This window comes from Salinisphaera sp. SWV1 (assembly GCF_052044155.1).
Taxonomy (GTDB): Bacteria; Pseudomonadota; Gammaproteobacteria; order Nevskiales; family Salinisphaeraceae; genus Salinisphaera.
In genome coordinates this window covers 1-15957 of sequence record NZ_JBQDYE010000033.1, presented here as the reverse complement: position 1 = coordinate 15957, position 15957 = coordinate 1, and the positions used below count along the sequence as shown (strand labels likewise).

The 15957-nt window shown below is 66.7% G+C and carries 11 protein-coding genes and 1 tRNA gene; 3 read left to right on the top strand and 9 right to left on the bottom strand.

Going from position 1 to position 15957, the window contains the following annotated elements:
* Positions 1–124: 124 nt before the first annotated feature.
* Both recB and recC read right to left on the bottom strand, forming a co-directional pair.
* On the bottom strand, positions 125–3853 hold the full coding sequence (gene recB, locus ACS8YF_RS14910) for an exodeoxyribonuclease V subunit beta (RefSeq protein WP_440850940.1): 3729 nt from the start codon (positions 3851–3853) through the stop codon (positions 125–127).
* A complete protein-coding gene (recC, locus tag ACS8YF_RS14905) occupies positions 3850–7314 on the bottom strand; it encodes an exodeoxyribonuclease V subunit gamma (RefSeq protein ID WP_440850939.1) in 3465 nt (1154 codons plus the stop codon). The genes recB and recC overlap by 4 nt, the downstream gene beginning before the upstream one ends.
* A gap of 104 nt (positions 7315–7418) precedes the next feature.
* Between recC and ACS8YF_RS14900 the strand changes: the two genes are divergently transcribed.
* A complete protein-coding gene (locus ACS8YF_RS14900) occupies positions 7419–7568 on the top strand; it encodes a hypothetical protein (RefSeq protein ID WP_440850938.1) in 150 nt (49 codons plus the stop codon).
* Positions 7569–7577: 9 nt separating this feature from the next.
* On the opposite strand, the gene ACS8YF_RS14895 is transcribed toward ACS8YF_RS14900, so the two are convergent.
* From ACS8YF_RS14895 to ACS8YF_RS14870, 6 genes are all read right to left on the bottom strand, one after another.
* A complete protein-coding gene (locus tag ACS8YF_RS14895) occupies positions 7578–8387 on the bottom strand; it encodes a TOBE domain-containing protein (RefSeq protein ID WP_440850937.1) in 810 nt (269 codons plus the stop codon).
* A gap of 39 nt (positions 8388–8426) precedes the next feature.
* Positions 8427–8503, bottom strand: a tRNA-Arg gene (locus tag ACS8YF_RS14890).
* A gap of 92 nt (positions 8504–8595) precedes the next feature.
* Positions 8596–9336, bottom strand: coding sequence for a ribonuclease T2 family protein (locus tag ACS8YF_RS14885; RefSeq protein ID WP_440850936.1), 741 nt, complete (start codon positions 9334–9336; stop codon positions 8596–8598).
* Positions 9337–9415: 79 nt separating this feature from the next.
* Positions 9416–10693 carry a phospholipase D-like domain-containing protein gene (locus ACS8YF_RS14880; protein WP_440850935.1) on the bottom strand — a complete coding sequence of 426 codons (1278 nt, stop codon included), beginning with the start codon at positions 10691–10693 and terminating at the stop codon, positions 9416–9418.
* A complete protein-coding gene (locus tag ACS8YF_RS14875; RefSeq protein ID WP_440850934.1) occupies positions 10683–11501 on the bottom strand; it encodes a 5'-nucleotidase, lipoprotein e(P4) family in 819 nt (272 codons plus the stop codon). Before ACS8YF_RS14875 ends, ACS8YF_RS14880 begins: the two co-directional genes overlap by 11 nt.
* Before the next feature lie 309 nt (positions 11502–11810).
* The gene (locus tag ACS8YF_RS14870; RefSeq protein ID WP_440850933.1) at positions 11811–12455 is read right to left on the bottom strand and encodes a S1/P1 nuclease; all 645 of its coding nucleotides are present in this window, start codon (positions 12453–12455) and stop codon (positions 11811–11813) included.
* 228 nt (positions 12456–12683) lie between these two features.
* On the opposite strand from ACS8YF_RS14870, the gene ACS8YF_RS14865 reads away from it, so the two are divergent.
* The gene (locus ACS8YF_RS14865; RefSeq protein WP_440850932.1) at positions 12684–14999 is read left to right on the top strand and encodes an ExeM/NucH family extracellular endonuclease; all 2316 of its coding nucleotides are present in this window, start codon (positions 12684–12686) and stop codon (positions 14997–14999) included.
* Between the two features lie 129 nt (positions 15000–15128).
* A complete protein-coding gene (locus tag ACS8YF_RS14860) occupies positions 15129–15656 on the top strand; it encodes a hypothetical protein (protein WP_440850931.1) in 528 nt (175 codons plus the stop codon).
* An 80-nt stretch (positions 15657–15736) separates the two neighbouring features.
* Here the strand turns inward: ACS8YF_RS14860 and ACS8YF_RS14855 are convergent.
* A partial coding sequence (locus ACS8YF_RS14855) for a hypothetical protein (RefSeq protein ID WP_440850930.1) occupies positions 15737–15957 on the bottom strand: 221 nt, incomplete at its 5' end.

Sequence of the window (15957 nt, the reverse complement as noted above, 5' to 3'; positions counted from 1 at the left end):
GCTGTCGCTCGCTCAAGGTTTCCGCGTGTTCATGTCCGATTGGCCGCAGGCCAATCCGACGGTGGCAGCGCACCGAGTCGGCTTATGGCCTGCGGCCTGAGCCGACCTGCGTGGGGCGTGGGGCTCATGCCGGTATTTCCCGGTCCGCGGTTTGCCCGTCGAACAATGCATCAAGCGCCTCGATAAGCTCGATCGGAGGGCGATCGGAAAACACGCCGATATCGCTTTCGCCGTCCATGGCCCGTACGAACAGATACTGCACGCCGCCCAGATGCGTGGCCGGGTCGTAGGCCTCGCCGAGACAGCGCCGCAGGTGCCGGTGCAGGGCGACGTTGTAGATCAGGTACTGCAGGTCGTAGTGGGCACGGCCGATGGCGCGCGCGAGTGCTTCGTCGCGGTAGGCGGCGGGGGTGTCGCCGAGGCGGTTGGTTTTGTAGTCGAGGATGACGTAGGCGCCGTCGACTTCCACCACCAGGTCGATGAAGCCCTGCATGAGTCCATACAGGACCTGCGCCGGATGGCCGCCAAGGGCAGCGGGCAGGTAGCCGGCGTCGCGCAGGGTGTCGACCAGCGCGCCGAGGCGATGGCCGGACAGCCGCAGCATGAACTCCATTTCCGTGAGCAGTCGCCCGCGATCCAGGCCGGCCAGCGGGCCGATGACGGGCAGCGGTGTATGCAGCGTGCGGGCGACGAGGTCGGCGGTGTCGTCGATTCGCGGGTCGGTTTCGTCCTCGGCGATCAGGCCGTATTGACGCAAGGTGTCGTGGACCTGTCGGCGGTGGGCATGGGCGAGTGGCTGGCCGGGGGCCGGCCAGGGGCCGTGCCTGGCATGCTTGAGCTGTTCTTCCAGCAGATCGTGCACGGCCGAGCCGAAGCGCACGCCGGACAGGCGAGCATCCAGCCGCGGCAGTTCGCCTTCGGCTCCGGCGTCCAGTGCGTCGCCGGGCTGGCTGGCCCGTTCATCCGCGGCCCCCGGCTCGGGCAACTCGGCCGGGGCGGTATCGGCCGGAGCGTGGGCCAGGCGCGAAAAACTGTAGGTGGACCAGCGCGGGCGGGCCGCGGGCAGGTCGCTGCGGGCGGCGCTGAGTTGTTCCGTGTCCAGGGCGGCCGGCGGCTCGACGGCCGGCGCCGGGCGGCTGACGTCGACCCGTTCGACGGCGATCGCCTCGGGCGCGGCCTGTTGCAGGCGATCCAGCGCGCCGCCGCCGGCGATGCCATCGCGATACAGCAGGTCGCCGAGCGCGCCGGATGTGCCGTAGTCATCCGGCTCGCGCCAGCCGACGACGAGCGCCTGTTCGGCGCGGGTGAGTGCGACGTAGAGCAGACGCAGGGCTTCCGAGCGGGCTTCGACGACGGCCTGTTTGACGTTCGCCGGGTCGTCGCCGACCAGATCGATCATGGCCTGGCTGTCGGTGTCGTCTTCGCCCCCGTCGTCGTTTGGGGCGTGAAAGATCAGCGGCGGCTTGTCCGGCGCGCCGGCGGTGCCGAGCCATTGCGCGAACGGCAGGAACACGATCGGGTATTGCAGGCCCTTGGCGGCATGCACGGTGCTGATGCGCACCAGGTCGGCATCGGATTCCAGGCGCAGTTGGCTTTCGTCCTCGGCGCCGAGGGCGCCATCCTCGGCGGCGGCGATGCGCTCGTCCAGCCAGCGCACGACGCTGGCCATGCCGAAGCATTGGCCTTCCGCGTTGGCCAGCAGTTCGCCGAGCTGCAGATAGTTGCTCATGCGGCGCTCGCCGTCGGTGAGCGCGAGTACACCGGGGGCGGCGGCCACGAACAGCTCTTCCAGCGCCGAGAGCACGCCGCGCGCCCGCCAGGCGTCGTGCAGGGCGTGAAAGCGCTCGATGGCGAGTTGCATCGCGTGGTCGTCGTCGGCCAGGGCGATAAGGTCGGCCAGACGCTTGCCGAGCAGTGCGGTGGGCTGGGCGGCGCGCACCGCGGTGGCGTCGTCGGGCTGGGCCATGGCCCGCAGGACGTGCCGCAGGTCGGCGGCCTCGGCGCTGGCGAATACCGAATCCCGATGCTGGCAGACCGCCCGAATACCATGGGCGGCGAGTGTGGTCTGCAGCGTGGTGGCTTCGCGATGATTGTTCACCAGCACGGCGATATCGCGGGCGGCGACCGGCTGCGTGGCGCCGTCGGCCCGCTGCCAGTGGGCGGAGTCGCCGTTCAGCAGCCGGCCAATGGCGGCGACGGTTTCTTCGATCAGGCGGTTCTGGTCGTCGTCTTTGGAGGGATTCTTGATTTTGCCGTTTTTCAGCTCGCTTTCGTTGCCGTGGAGCTGCCAGAACGTGAGCGCGTTCAGCTCCGGGCCGTTGGCGGCGACGAGCCGGCGGTCGCCGGTTTGCCGGCCGGCCTCGACGTGCGGGAAGTCGATCTCGGAGACGATGAAGGGATCGGTGTCCGGCAGCCGGTAGAGCGCTTCGATGGCATCGAGCACCTGCCGGGTCGAGCGGAAGTTGGTGGTCAGCGTATAGCGCGCCTCGCGCGCGGCATGGGCGGCGGCGAGATAGGCATAGATATCGCCGCCGCGAAAGCCGTAGATGGCCTGTTTCGGGTCGCCGATGAGCAGCAGCGCGCCGTGCTCGCGTTCGGGTGACCCATTTTCTTCGGAAGATAAGTAAATGCGCGACAGGCTGGCGTATTGCAGCGGGTCGGTGTCCTGAAATTCGTCCACCAGGGCATAGGGCCAGCGCGTATGCAGGGCATCGGCCAGCGCTGCGCCAGTGCGCTCGTGGGTGAGTGCGGTGTGCAGGGCGACGATGAGGTCGTCGTAGCTGTACTGGCGGCGCTCGATCTTGCGCGCGGCGGCGCGGGCGGCCACGGCCTTCGCGGCGTCGTCGATGGCCACCAGTTTCGCCAGCGGCTGCAGTTCGACGAGCACGGCGAGTGCCGCCTCGAGATCGGCCAGCGGTTCGGCGTAGGCCTGGTGTTTGGCGGCTTTCTTGAACTGCGGCGCCGGTTCGGCCAGCGCGAGCAGCCATTCGGGCAGGGCCGGTGTCGTGCCCGCTTCGATGGCGGCGGTAAGGCGCGTATCCAGATCGGCGATCAGGCCGTGGATATCATCCTGGCCCGCCAGGTGTGGGTAGAGATCGCCGTTCTTGAGCAGGGCATCGGCCGCGAAGGCTTCGGCCAATGTGTTTGCCAGCGGCGCGGCAGTGCCGGGCCAGGTTTCGGCCAGCTTGCCCTGCAGCGTGGCCAGCCGCGTTCGGTCGATGCCGGCCAGCCGGGCATGCGAGCGCGCGAGGATCGGCGCCAGCGTCTGGTACAGCGCATCCGGTGACGGCCACAGCGCCAGCACATCGCCGGCGGCGGCCTCGGCGCCGAACACATGCGCGCGCCAGTAGTCCGCGGCGGCTTCGCGGTAAACGCTCGGGTCGTCGATGGCCTCGCCGCGGTCGAAGGCCAGCGCGGATTCGAAGGCGTTTTCGGTGGCCGCGCGCTGTGCGAAGCCGTGGATGGTCACGATGGTGGCCTCGTCCACCCGGGCGGCGGCGTCGGCGAGCCGGCGGGCGAGGGCGTCGGGCGCCTCGTCGCAACCGGCGATGATTTGTTGCGTGAAGGCATGTTCGGCGTTGCCCGGCTCGGCCAGTTCCGGCGCATGGGCGATACGCGCAGCATCGGCCAGCCGGGCGCGGATGCGTTCGCGCAGCTCCTGGGTGGCCGCACGGGTGAAGGTCATCACCAGAATGTCGCGCACCGAGGCGCGTTCTTCCACGATCAGGCGCAGATACAGCCCGGCCAGCGAAAACGTCTTGCCGGTGCCCGCGCTGGCCTCGATCAGGCGCAGGCCGGAAAGCGGCAGGGTGGCGGCGTCGAAGGGCTGGCTTTCGTTGGCCGCGGGGCTCATGCCGGGGCCTCGGCGTTGCTCTCGATCGGGCGGATCGCCTGATTCATCGGCCCGCTGATGGCATCGATCGCTGCGACGAAGGGGCTGTCGTCCTCGGTGTCGCCGAGCGGTGCCTCGGGCGGGCCGAGCAGCATGGAAAAATACGGATCGCGCAGGAGGTGATGCGGGTGATAGGCCGCGGGCTTGAAACGAAAGCTGAGGTTGTCGAAGGCCTTGCTCTGCGTCGGCTTGTAGCTGTCGTCGAGATCCGGGTGATAGCGCAGTGGCCGGGTTTGGCCCGCGATGTACAACTGCAGTAGACGCGCCAGCTCGGTGCGGGCGGTTTCGGCATCGAGCCGGCCGGCGTATTCGATCCGCTCCGCGGTTTTCTTGTCGGGGGCGAAGCCGGCCATGTGCAGATCGAGTTTGTGACCAGCGGCCACCGCGGCCAGGTAATCGATCCAGTAGCGCAGGCGGAAGCGGGTCTTGAGCTTGCCGGTGCGCAGCCGACGCATCGCCCCGGGCCAGCACTGGGCGATGCGCCCGGTCACACGGACGGTGTGCGACTCAGGAAGGACCAGATCGAGCTGGATATCCAGGGTTTCCGGCGTGCCCTCGGCTTTCCACGCCTGCCAGATCGGCAACAGTTCGTTGACCGCCTCGGCCTGCTCGGCATAGTTCGGCGCGGCCAGGGGTGGCGGCGGCAGCGCACCCCGGGCGCGTTCGAGCGCGGTCGGGGCCAGGTCGATCGCCGGTGCGTTCGTTTTGTCGGCCGATTCGAACAGGCGCTCGCGCAGTTGCGCGGCGGCCAGCGGGTCGAGCGCGACCGGCTCGGCGTCGTCGACCTGGCGATCCTCGATCTCGAGATTGAGTTGGGTACGTTCGCGGAAAAAGGCTCGGGCCGGGTGGTCGAAAAAGCGCTTGAGGGTGTCCAGATCGATGGCTTCAATGGCTTCGGCTATCGGGGCGGTACTGTCGTCGAGCAGCGGTTCGCGTGTCCGGCGGGCGCCGATCGCTGCGCGCGTGGCGTCGCCCCAGTCGTTGACATAGGTGAATACGCGGGCGTCCGGCTCGTGGCGCGAGAAGTAGCGCAGCGAGAACGGCTGCATCGGCTGGTGATGGATCAACCGGCGCTCGAAGGCTTTCTTGTCGTCGCCGGCGAAATAATGTCGGCGCAGGAATTCCAGCGTTTCGCCCACGATCGGCGAGGGCGGCAGTTCTTCGCCGGTATTCACGTCCTGGCCGATATAGCTGATGTAGAAGGCATCGCGCGCGGCGGTGAGCGCCTGCAGGAACAACAGCCGGTCGTCGTCGCGGATGTTGCGGTCGCCCAGCCGCGGGGCGTCGAACATGGCGTTGAAGGCCCGGCCGGCGTCCTGACGCGGGAAGGCCGAATCGTTCATGCCGAGCACGCAGACCACGCGAAACGGCACGGCGCGCAGCGGCACCATGCCGCAGAAGGTGATGCCGCCGGCCAGGAACGGCTGGCGCTCGGTCGCGGTTTCCAGTGTGGCGCGCAGGCTGTCGCGCACGGCCGGCCAGGACAGGCGGCGGTCGGCGGCGAGCGGCTTGTCGCGGGTACAGTTTTCAGCCGGGTCGAAGCGAGCGAATACGCTGCGCAGGGAATCGACCGCGCGTTGCTCGTCCGGCGCGTCCATCGATGGCGCGATCAGCCGATCCACCATGGCGTTGAGCCGCGTCTGCCATTCGCCCGGCGTGCCCGGCTCGGCGAGGCCGTCGGCGACGGTGGCGAGCGTGTTCTCGAAGCGCCAGAGTTTGCCGAGCGCGGCGGTGATGCCGCCTTCCAGATCCGACCACGGCGCCACACCGGCGGTGAGCGTTTCGTCGTCGGACTGGACGACGCCCAGCAGCAGGCGGTCGAGCCCGAAGCGCCAGCTGTTCTGTTCGAATGCACCGGCGCCGAGTCCGGCCCGGTGATCGGCATCGCGACCCCAGCGGATGCCGGCCTCGCCGATCCACTCGGTGATCGCATCCAACTCGCCGGCCGAGAGGCCGAACCGGCGCATGACCGCCGGCACGGCGAGCAGGTCGAGCAGTTCGCTGGCGGCCCAGCGCGACAGCGGCAGGTCGAGCAGGGCCGAGACACAGGTCACGATGGGATGGGCCGCCGAGCGGGCGCGATCGGCCAGGCCGAACGGCAGGTAGCGCTCGGGCGGCGCGCCGCCGAACACGGCCTGGATCGCCGGGGCGTAGGCGGCGACATCCGGCAGCATGACGATGATGTCGCGCGGGGCGAGACGTTCGGGCTCGCTGATCTCGCCGGCCGCGACGCGCGTGTCGTCCGCGGCCAGGCGATCCAGCAGCTGGTCCTGCAGCACCTGGATCTCGCGCAGCGGGCTGTGACAGGCGTGCACCTCGAACGAGGTGTCGGTGTCGTCCATGCCCTGGGCCGAGCCGCTGCAATCCAGCTCGACGATGTCGGCCTGCACGCGATGCAGCAGGGTGTCGCGCCGCGGGATGTCGTAATCCATCAGATCGCCCAGCTCGGGCTCGATCATGCCGGCGAACTCGTCGGAATACAGCACGCGCAGCGTATCCCGCGCCATGCGTCCGAGCGCGGACAGCAGCGGGTGGCCGGCCTCTACCGCGGCTTCGCCGGGCAGCAGGGCGTCTGCGTCCGGGCTGGCGGCCGCCGGCAGCTCGAGCGGCAGCCGGCCGGCGGTGATATCGCCCCAGTAGGCGGCACTCGGGTTCGGCAGCAGGAAATGCACATCCACATGCTCGGCCAGCGCGTAAAGCAGGCGCAGGTGATCGGGCGCGAGCGCCACCAGGCCGAAGCAATACAGCTCGTCCGGACAGAAATCGATCACGCGTTGTTGCAGCGTCTGGTCTTTTCCCAGGCGTGTGATGAAGTTCGTGAGCACGCGGGCGCGGTGCGTGGTGCCGAGGCGATGGTCGCGCGTGAGCCAGTGCCACACGCGCGCCTGCCAGCGGCCGGGGTTGGACGCCGGCACCTCGCCGGCCTCCCAGGCGGCCAGCATGTCGGCGCGATAGACCAGGTACTGGTCGAAGACATCCGCGAGCTGGCGGGCGAGCTGGTAGCGGCGGACTTCGTCCACCGGCGTGCCGAGATAATCCGCCACGGCCGGCACCTCGCGCGCGATCTCGGGCAGCGCGGCATACAGATGCCAGGGCAGGCAATCCGGCTCGAAGTGATTGCCCGCGTCGGCGCCGTCCATGGTGGCGTGCAGCATGTCCCAGATGAACGCGCCGGGCAGGCGACCGTCGATGTTGGCGGCGATGCCTTCGCTTTCGGCCAGCTGGATACGCAGCCAGCGGCCGATGCCGGCGTTGGGGGCCAGTACGGTATCCACAGCCAGCGGTGCCCGCGATCGCCGCCCGCGCAGCGCGCCGAACAGCTCGGCCAGCCGCGACAGATCGTTGTGGTGATAGAGATAGAACATGCGCCAGGCCAGCGTCGAATGAGTGGGGTTGGTGGCGCAATGCAAGCCGCCAGGCATCGTCCGTCCAAGAATTTAACGCGAATCGGGCGTCCTCGAATACCGCGCGTTCCACGATCTGCGGTCGTTTGCCACCGAATTTGCCACCTGGGCCTGGCAACGGTGTGAGTGTGGTTTGCCGCGAAGGACTGAGCCCGTTCGATTTCGCCGAGGTGCCGGTAGTCAACGCTATCGAGCATCCGCGCGATCACGACGACCGCAAGCGGGTCGCGCTGGCGGGCGTGCTGCGGTTCGAGCCGATCGAGCCGCGTTAGGCGTGCTATTCAGTCGGCCTGGGCGAGAATTACGCTGGAGGCCTTGAACAGGGCCGTGGCGGTATCGCCTTCGGCCAGCGCCAGGGTATCGGCCGATTCGCGCGTGATCACGGCCGCCAGTGTGGCGCCGCCCGGCAGGCGCAGCGTGACTTCCGAGGCGACATCGTCGCGAATCACCGATTCGACGGTACCCACCAGGCGGTTGCGTGTCGACAGCCGGCTGTCCGACATATCGCCGGCAGCCACGATCAGCCAACTGGCCTTGATCAACGCGGTAATGGCGACACCGGGCTCGATGCCCAGGTTGTCCGCGCTGGCGTTGGTGATCACTGCCGCCAGCCGGTCGCCGCCGGCCAGCTCAAGATCCACTTCGACATTCACCGCACCTCGGGTGACCGCGGTGACCCGGCCGAGCAGCTGATTGCGTGCACTGGTCTGCATGGCGAGACGCTCCATGAGGTTGAGATCGTCGCCGGCCAGATGGGCGAGACGGCGATTGAGTTGTGCCAGGAACCGCGCCTGCTCGGCTTCGGCCGCGCGATAGGTCGCCACCAGGCGATGCCCGCGCTCGGTCAGCCGCGTGCCGCCACCGCCGACGCCGCCGGTGCTGCGTTCCACCAGGGGCGTATCGGACAGATTGTTGGCCGCGTTAACGGCATCCCACGCGCCCTTGTAGCTCAGCCCGACCGCCTTGGCCGCCGCGGTAATCGAGCCGGTGTAGCCGATGGCCTCGAGCAGGGCGATGCGACGTGCGCCGATGCCGCCGGTGCGCGGACCGAGGTGCAGCTGACCGTCGAGGCGGGAAACATCGGATGCCATGCGCGATACTCGCGTTGCCGGCGCGGCGAGAATGAGAATTGGCGTCCCCGACAGGAGTCGAACCTGTGACCTGCCGCTTAGGAGGCGGCTGCTCTATCCTGCTGAGCTACGGGGACGCGCCGAGCGCGTAGATTAACGCAGCGCACCGGCGAACACGAAGTCGCCAACGGATGCGGGCCGTCCATGGGCCCGCGCGTGATTCCCGGCATCACGCGGAAGGCCAGTCCGGTACGCGAAAGTGCGCGGGACAGTTGTGCTGCGCGATGGGCGCTTTCATCAGCCCGGCATCCTGCGGGAATTCGGCCAGATGGGCGCGCGGGATGGTGAACCAGAGCTGGCTCAGATAGCGCGAATCGTACGGCCCGCTGCAGCGCAGCTGCAGGGCCTGGGTCTTGCTTGTGTCGAACGCGCGATCGAACTCGGCGCGCAGATCGGCGCGTGCGACGCGCTGGCCCGCATGCTGTCGCAGCCAGTCGCCAAGCGGGCTGTCGGTAACGCGCTGGCGCAGGCCCAGTTCGGTGGCGAAGAATCGCTGCGTATCGAAGTCGAAGCACTGCACGTGCTTGTCGTATTCGTGCGTCAGCAGGCTGCGGTCGAGCTGCGGCATGACGCGTTCGAGATGGCGCCGCGTGGCGCCGTCGAGTTGCGGGGCCGCGTCGCTGTGGTGATAAAAGTCGCAGCCGCGCGACCACCATTGCCGGGCGGCCACGCCGCGCGAGATCAGATCCTGTGGGCGCGAGGCCCAGAGGCCATGCAGGCCGAGGCGTACGTCGTGGTTCTGGTCGGCCGCGCACTGGCCTTCGGCACAGAACCCCGGCTGCCAGGTCAGGGCCAGGGTGTAGTGGCCGAAATCGCCGTGCTTTTTCGGCGACAACGGCGAATCGGCCTGGGCCGTGGCCACCGCGGCGACGGCAACAACGAACGTGGCGATGGCGATATGAATGCGCATGGGCGGCGTTGACTCGGGTTGTCGAACGGGTCGGGCGGCGCGGGCCGCGGTGGCCGGGCGTTGATTATCCGCATACGGTTCAGTGTGTACGCGGCGGATTGTAATGCCCGCCGGGCTCGATGGTATGCACGTACGGGCCGTTCCAATCGCGTTCGAAGATGTCGTTGAGCGTGTGGGCGGTATCGGCATCGTGCATGAACAGCGCGGCATCGACGCTGGCATCGAAATAACTGCGCGTCCAGTTGCCGGTGCCGATGTAGAGCGCGTCGCCGTCGGCCACCGCGTACTTGCAGTGCTCGACCCGGGCATAGGGAATGAAACCGCGTGGCGCGGCCGGCACATGGCTGTACTTGACCGTAATGTTGGGCAGTACCGTCAGACTCTTCAAATAGGCCTGCATCGGTTCGCGCAATGCCCAGTCGGCAACCACGATCTTCACAGTAACGCCGCGCGCGGCCGCATCGCGCAGCGCGGTGTCCAGCACTGGCCAGTAACCGTGCGCGCCGTATTCGTTGATCGCCGATAGCGTCATCACCTGAAGGTGGACATCATGACGGGCCGAGCGAATGAGCTGGACCAGGGCCGATTGTTCGCTGGTGATCCAGTCGGGCATGAGCGTCGGCGGCGAGAACGCTTCGAATGCGGTGCCGGTGAGCCGGCCATCAGCGTTGGCGACCGGGACCGGCGCCTGCCGCGTGACCGGCTCGAATGTCGACGGCTCGGCGGCGCGCTTGCGCGCGGCCGGCAGATCGCCGTCAGCGGCCAGGCGCCAATCGAAGTCGAAGGTGGCGTCCAGCGTTCGGGCCATGCGCGGGCTGTCGATGCGGGCGCCGAGTTCGTGAATCTGGTTCATGGCACGCCAGTCCCAGTTGGCGCTGCCGATGAATGCCTCGCGGCCGTCGACCACGAAATACTTGGCATGCAGGACGCCCCCGGTAAGCCGGTCCACGGGCAGACGCCGGATCGTCACGTTGGCGAGCCTGGCCAGCGGCGCCAGGCTTTTGTTGGTTTCGCTGGCGAATGTCGGGCCGGTGAGGATACGAATCTTCACGCCGGCCTGCGCGCGGGCGGCGATGGCGTGCATCACCGGTGCCAGGGCTTCGCCCGGTTTATCGGCCACGTAGAAGGCCGCGATGTCGATGCGATGGTGCGCCGACTCGATCATGGCACGCCACACATCCGGCGTGCGCGGAACCCCGGGTTCGCCGTAGATGCTGTGCTTCGGCACGCTCTCGACGATCTGGATATGGGCCGGCGCGATAGCGGGGGCGCTTGCGGGCGCAGCGACGGCGATGGTGTGAATGACCACACCCAGCAGCCCCATCGCGGCCTGCGCGAGATGCCGATCAATTCGCATTCGACGCCGCCGGTTGCGCGCTGGCCTGCGGTGCCGCGGGCGTCGCCTTGGCTGCGGGCGGCGGCTGCCAGGCCTGGAGCGGGGCGTGGGTCCAGTTCCCGTAGCTCGCGTTGGGCAGCACGATGAAGCGGTTACCGAAGGCTTGGCGCATGCGCCTGACGGTCGATCGTTGGCTCGCCAGCGAGGTGCCCGCGAATTCGGCGTCGAAGTCGTGCAGCGTATCGCCCACGAGCAGCAGAATGTCGTGATTCCGGGCGATCGCATCGCGTCGCTTCTTCTTCGACGGGCCTTTCAGGCGCACCGAGTCGGTCGAGACCTGGGGCAGATCGTCGCGCTTGAGATTGGCGATGGTGGCGGCTTCATGCTTGGCCGAGCGATTGGATACATAGTAAATGGCCACACCGCGCGCATTGGCGTGGCGGAGAAACGCGCGGGCGCCCGGGATCAGGCGCGCCTGGGCGGACTCGACCCACTGATCCCAGTGCTTTGGGTACGAAAACCCGTCGATGACGCTGGCGGCTTCGTAGGGCGAGTTGTCGAGCACCGTCTCGTCGAGATCAAGCACGACCGCCGGCTGGCGCTTGCCCTGGTGTTCGGCCAGCAGCCGGTCGAGTCGGCGGGTGGCCACGTTGTAGGCCTGCAGCTGCAGTGCCCGGACTTCGGCACTCGCCTGCTGGTACCGATCCGCCATCAGGTGCGGGTTGGAAGTGATCGTTGCTGCATCCGGCTCGCCGCTGTCGGCGAAGGCGGGCGGCAGGAAGGCGACCAGAACGAGCGCCGCGGTGGCGCACGAAATCGAGTACTTCATCAGCTTGGGTCCGGGCGTGTTCACAAGAGATTGAGTATGCCGAGCCGGCCACATGCGACAGGCAGCAAGCCGACATCACAGCGCGTATGCATGACGACCGTATGTCACGCCAGCTGTGGGGCGCTCAAAACAAGCCGGCACGTCCGGGCGATTCGTCGAGCGCCTCCATATGGTCGGGTGCGGCGGAGCGCGGCATCGCGTGCGGGCCTGAGCGCAGGATAGGCAAGGCGCCGTATTCCGGGGTGCGGCCGATTACCGCGCCTTGCATGGCGCGAACAACCCCCGCGAAATGCACGCCGCGCACCGACACTAGCGCGCGAGGGTGGTATTGAGCACGGTCGCAAGCCGAACCCCACCGCGCTGGATCTGGCGGCGCACGACGGGCCAGGTCTTGTGCTGATATGCCGCGGACCCGTCGCGGCGTGGTGGCGCAGGGAGATCGGCGTACGCCACGCGGCGGGCGAGCCGGTGGGCCTGGTTGGCCCAGCGGACCGCGGCGGCGCTCAATCGCGCGCCATGGATGCCACGGCGCCAGTTGGCGCGCTCGCGTGGTGTGATGTCAGCGTCGAGCCGTGCGGCCGCGGCGCGGGTCGGGGCGTAGTCGATCGAGTAATCGCGTCCGACATGCAGATGCAGCGCATGATCGACGATACCGCTGTCCCAGATGCGATGCAGATTGCTGCGATGACCGAAATAGCTGAGTCTGACATCGTTACCGCCCCTGTCGTCGTGGTCTTCGGCGTGTAGCGGCTGCTCCCGCCATCGGTTATTGCGGGCGAATATGACGGCATACCGCGACTGTTGGATGAAGGTTCCGATGCCAGCGCCGTTCGGGCCGTTGATGCTAGGCCGCGAGCGTAAACCACGGCGGGCGAAACTCCTCAATCTTGAGGATGACATGCGTTGGCGTGCGCGATCGACGAGCCACATTCGGTCATGCCACGCGTCCGCCAATGCCAGGTCACGGGACGTACGCATGGGTTTTTACCGTGTCGCGGCGAGGCCGCCGCAAGCCGGCGTAGCATGTCAAAAATTGTTTTTTTAGATGTCATGGCACGGTCACCGATGAATGGAGATAATACAAAAAAACCAGTATTTCGCCCCGCATCGCTGTGCGCATTGCGTTTACTTTTCTGAACCGCTTTCTTCGGGGGATTTATGCGATCAGGATGGGTGGCCGCCATGGCGGCGCTATCGTTGGCAATTCCGGCGGCACATGCGGCCGGCGGCGTTTATTTCAGCGAATACGTCGAGGGCAGTGGTCATAACAAAGCGTTGGAGATTTACAACGCCATCGGCGGGTCGGTTGATTTAAGCCAGTACGCGGTATCGATTTACTTCAATGGGCGTGCCAATGCGGGCGCCACCATCGATCTGACCGGTACTTTGCCCGCCGGCAAAACCTATGTTCTGGCAAGCAGCCGAGCGGAGCCCGCTATTTTGGCCGTCGCGGATCAGACCTACGGCGGTAGCCTGTTCAATGGTAACGACGCTGTTGCGCTGACCCACGCCGGCAGCACGGACGACGTCATCGGTCAGATCGGCCAGGATCCCGGCTCGGCCTGGGGCCGCGGTGACGTGACCACGAAACATCACACGCTGCTTCGTGACACCAGTGTTACGTCGGGCCGCACCGACGGATCCAGCGTGTTCGATCCCGCGACGCAATGGACCAGCGAGCCGGAGGATACCGTCGACGACCTGGGGCAGTACGCGGGTAGCCATGGTAGCGATTCCGGCGGCTCGTCCTCATCAGTCGCTTTCGGTCGCTGCGGCGAAGACACGACGCGGATTCACGCAATCCAGGGGCTCGGCGACGCGTCGCCGCTGGTCGGTCAGACCCGGGTGGTTGAGGCCGTCGTGACGGATGTTTCCCTCGGGGCCGGTTCATTCCACGGCTTCTACCTCCAGGCGCTGGATCGCAACGCCGATGCCGATCCCGCGACATCGGAGGGGCTTTTCGTCTATGACCGCGATGCCAGCGCCGACATCAAGCGCGGCGATCTCGTGCGCGTTCGGGGCGAGGTCACCGAATACAAGGGTGAGACGGAGCTCCAGAACGTCAATGGGCTGGCGATCTGCGATACGGGACGGAGTGTCACCCCCGCCCAGCTGCGATTGCCGTTTACCGACACCGATGCGCCGAAAGCCTATGAAGGGATGGCCGTGACCATTGCCCAGAAATTGACGGTGACCGGCGACTCGGGTCTTGGTCGGTACGGCGAACTGACGCTATCCGCGGCCGGCCGGCTGTACACACCCACAAATGTGGTGCCGCCGGGCGCGCCGGCCAAGGCGCTCGCCGCCTTCAATGCTCGAAACCGTATTGTTCTGGACGACGGCAGCAGCGCTCAGGATCCGGATCCGGTTATCTATCCCGCGCCCCAACTTACCGCCTATCACACGGTACGGGATGGCGACACGATTACCGGCATACAGGGTGTTCTGAGCTACCGTTTCGGCGCGTGGGTGATCGAGCCGACGACCCAACCCGCCATCGATCCGGTCAATCCGCGCCCCGATGCCAGCGCACTGCCGAGCGGCGGCAATCTGCGAGTCGCCAGCGCCAATATCGAGAATTACTTCAATGGCAACGGTGAAGGCGGCGGATTTCCGACGCAGCGTGGCGCGAACACTTATGCCGAGTATCAGCGCCAGCGCGCCAAAACGATTGCGGCACTGAGCAGCCTGCATGCGGATGTCATCGGACTCATGGAGGTCGAAAACGACGGCTACGGGCCGGACAGCGCGATCCAGGATATCGTCAGTGGCTTGAATGCCGCCGCGCCCGCGGGCACGCATTATGCGTTCGTCGATCCGGGTGGTCATCAACTGGGTACCGACGCAATCGCCAACGACATCGTCTACAACACCGAGGCGGTGACCCCGGTCGGCGTGCCGGCCACGCTCCTGGCGCCGCCGTTTGACTACGGCAATCGCCCGCCGCTGGCGCAGACCTTCGAAACCAATAATCACGCCCGCTTCACTTATGTGGCGAACCATCTGCGGTCAAAAGGCGGGTGCCCGTCCGGCGATGCCCCGAATGCGGCGCAAGGCGATGGGCAGGGTTGCTGGAACGTTCAGCGTACCAAGGCAGCGCAGAAAACGGCCGCCTGGCTTGCCACCGACCCAACGGGTAGCGGCGATCCGGACTTCATTCTCATGGGGGACCTCAACAGTTATACCCGCGAGGACCCGATTACCGCCTTCAAGACATCGGGATACACCAGCCTTCTCCAGGCCCGGGCGAATGCGCATGCCTATACATACACCTACCAGGCTGAAGCGGGCGCCCTTGATCACGCGCTTGTGAGTCAATCGATGCTGGATCAAGTGCGGGCCGTGATGCCCGTGCACTTGAACGCCGACGAACCGAAGGCGCTCGACTACAACACGGAATACAAGAGTGCCAGTCAGCTGTCGTCGCTATACGCGCCGACGCCGTATCGCGCCTCGGATCACGACCCGTTGGTGGTCGAACTCGATCTTACCCCCTGAACACATGGAACCGGGCGGAATGCCTATCGCCCCGCTATTGCCGCCTCGTATCGTTCATTACGCAAGGGAGACTCAATCATGAAACTGCAACTTCTCGCCGTTCTGGCCACGGCCGGCCTGGCTTGCGGTGTGGCGAATGCGACCGTCATCAACTTTTCCGGTTCGATCACAGGTGTGACGAATGCCGGCTCGGGATTCTCGGTGGGCGACGCGCTCACCGGGTATCTGGATCTCGCCGACGATGTGAATATGAGCCCGGGTGCGACGTTCGGTAACGGCGACGGCGCCTATCCGGATGATTTGCTCCGCACGCTCAATCTGACGATTGACGGTATCGATTTCGTGAATCCGCTGACGTCTTACAGCGGGACGGTCGCGCCGTCGGGTAATACGCTGAGCGGATTCGTCGCGGCTTCCGGCCCCGACAACTTTGGCAGGAATTGCAGCTACTGCGTTGGCGAATTCCATGCGGATGGCTTCAGAATCACCAATTTCCTGGACGGCAATGCGGTGACGGGCCAGCTGTCGGCTGAAATTCAGCCATCGGGCTCACTGCCGGTGGCCGAGCCGTCGAACCTGGCAATGTTCGGGCTCGCCGTGTTCGGCATTGGTGGCCTGGTTCGCCGGCGGATTGCTCGCGGACAGCACTACGCGTAGGGCCGGCCGCGGTAGCACGCGCCGTCACCGCCGGGCGGCTCGAAAATCGTTTTAGCCAGCGGGGCAGGGCTTGGCCGCAATCAGTCCGCGGTCAAGCCTCGCGACGCCGGAAAGCGCCCATCGCTCCCGGCCATGCGCGCTGGCGAAGCGCGGCTCGGCGGCCCTGCAACTTCATGCGGAATTGCCGCGATTTCATGATCTGCGGCGCCGGGCGAGGTGTCGCCTAAGGCGCTGCTGAAATAGAAGCCAAATGATGTCCCGAGAGTCGTCTGCCGTAGGTTCGGATTCGGGCCTTGGTCAA

What these genes read in the sequence shown, in the direction of transcription:
- recB (WP_440850940.1), bottom strand. Translation starts at nt 3,853, where the DNA reads ATGAGCCCCGCGGCCAACGAAAGCCAGCCCTTCGACGCCGCCACCCTG.
- recC (WP_440850939.1), bottom strand. Translation starts at nt 7,314, where the DNA reads ATGCCTGGCGGCTTGCATTGCGCCACCAACCCCACTCATTCGACGCTG.
- ACS8YF_RS14895 (WP_440850937.1), bottom strand. Translation starts at nt 8,387, where the DNA reads ATGGCATCCGATGTTTCCCGCCTCGACGGTCAGCTGCACCTCGGTCCG.
- ACS8YF_RS14885 (WP_440850936.1), bottom strand. Translation starts at nt 9,336, where the DNA reads ATGCGCATTCATATCGCCATCGCCACGTTCGTTGTTGCCGTCGCCGCG.
- ACS8YF_RS14880 (WP_440850935.1), bottom strand. Translation starts at nt 10,693, where the DNA reads ATGCGAATTGATCGGCATCTCGCGCAGGCCGCGATGGGGCTGCTGGGT.
- ACS8YF_RS14875 (WP_440850934.1), bottom strand. Translation starts at nt 11,501, where the DNA reads ATGAAGTACTCGATTTCGTGCGCCACCGCGGCGCTCGTTCTGGTCGCC.
- ACS8YF_RS14865 (WP_440850932.1), top strand. Translation starts at nt 12,684, where the DNA reads ATGGCGGCGCTATCGTTGGCAATTCCGGCGGCACATGCGGCCGGCGGC.